The organism is Iamia sp., assembly GCF_035575815.1.
GTDB lineage: Bacteria > Actinomycetota > Acidimicrobiia > Acidimicrobiales > Iamiaceae > Iamia.
In genome coordinates, this window is sequence record NZ_DATLXO010000003.1 from 1 (window position 1) to 1,642 (window position 1,642).

Here is a 1,642-nt window from a genome sequence, read left to right on the forward strand (position 1 = left end):
CGCACGGCGCCGTCGATGACCGACTCGGCCAGCTTGCCCTCGAGCAGCGCCTGGTGGACCGCCTCGAGCCGGGGCCACTCGTCCTTGGTGACGGCGGCGAGGCTCATGGTCCGCCCCTTCGTGGCCCGGTGGACGATGGCGAACAACACGTCGCCGTCGAAGCCGGACTCGGTGACCTTCGCAACGAACGCCCGTCGGGTATCGGCGTCAACGAGCTTCTCGTTGTCCTCGGTGAATGGCTGCGGACCCTGGGGCGGCGGCCGGCGCACGGTGGCGGTCAGCACCTCGCCATCGGCGTTGACGTTGGCCGGTGGCAGTGCCGGGCGTGGCGTGGTCTCGGGTGGCGCTACGTCGGGGACGGTGTCCCAACGTTCGTCGGCGGCACCGATGCCCGTGACGTTGAACGCACGGCGCAGGGCCTGGACCTCGGCCACCTTCACCGCCATCTCCGGGCCGTACTCCTTGGCCATCGGCTTGTTCTTGGGGAACCGGCCGATGAAGGTGAACGGGTGGCTCATGTCCTTGCGGAATACAGCCACCTTGGCCACGTAGTGCGTGCCGTCGTCGGACTGCTCCAGCACCTCCATACCGTCGAACACGCCGGAGCGGTGAGCGACTGCGAGGTACCCGTCACGGGTGACGTACGGGCTGCTCTGGATCAACACCATGTGCTTGAGCAGCGGGTCGAGCCCGTACCGGTCGCAGACCACCAAGAGCGCCTGCGTATTCGGGTCCCGGGGGTCGAGCTTCAGCGCCTTGAGCACCGCCTGGTGGTCGATGGTGACGCCGTTCACGGTCGCTACGTCGGTGGTCACTTGCGGACCCACGTTGTGAGCTTCAGGCAGCCCCACGCCGTGGCCATCCGGCTTCGACTCCAGATACGCCGGTCGATGGCGTAGAAGTTCCGCCACATGCGTAGGAATGTCACACTTTCGTCGTCGGTGGTCACACCGATACCGCCTCTCTGCTCGGGGCGGCCAGTGGCTCACCCATTACCTTCTTCGATGCGCGGCCCCATGCCCACAGCCGCCGGGCGTGGAGGAAGAACTCGAACTGGTCCGGACCCGCTTCCATCGGGATGAGGGAGTAGGTCCCGTCGTCACGCAGATGCAGCACCCCGCAGGCGTCGACCACCGGCATTGGATGCGTGGCGACGAGATCGCCCTTGACGTCGTAGACGCCCATGGCGTCGGCGTGGCGGTAGGCGGCCAGTTGAAGGCTGGTGTCCGGATAGCAAGCGCTCCCGGTTTTCAGATCGAGGAGCCAGCGCTGCCCATCGGCCAAGTCGCCAATGGCGTCGAAGGAACCCCCGTACGACAGGTAGCCGTGGTCGTAGATCACGCTGCGCTCGAGCGCCACCCACGACGGTCGCCAGTCGGCGTAGAACTGCGCCAAGCCATCGATGTACGGCGCGCAGCCCGGCGGCACGTCGATCTCGTTGCCACGGGCCCACTCATGGGCCAGCTCATGGACGGCGGTGCCACGGCGGGCTTTGTCGTCCCAGATTCCCTTGTGGTGTTTCCTGAGCCGCTCTATGGCCTCGGCCGGCGGTAGGTGCTGCCACTCGTCCCCACGCATCACGGCGAAGATGGCGGTCTCACGAGCTGCAGCCCACGGGAGTCCGGGCTTGTCCATGATCCCC

1 protein-coding gene and 1 pseudogene are annotated in these 1,642 nt (G+C 66.9%); both read right to left on the minus strand.

The features are described 5' to 3' along the window. A pseudogene (locus tag VNL12_RS00140) lies at nucleotides 1-815 on the minus strand (hypothetical protein); the annotation flags it as partial. A 130-nt stretch (nucleotides 816-945) separates the two neighbouring features. Continuing rightward, on the minus strand, nucleotides 946-1,642 hold a 697-nt coding region (locus VNL12_RS00145), incomplete at its 5' end, for a hypothetical protein (protein ID WP_325590437.1).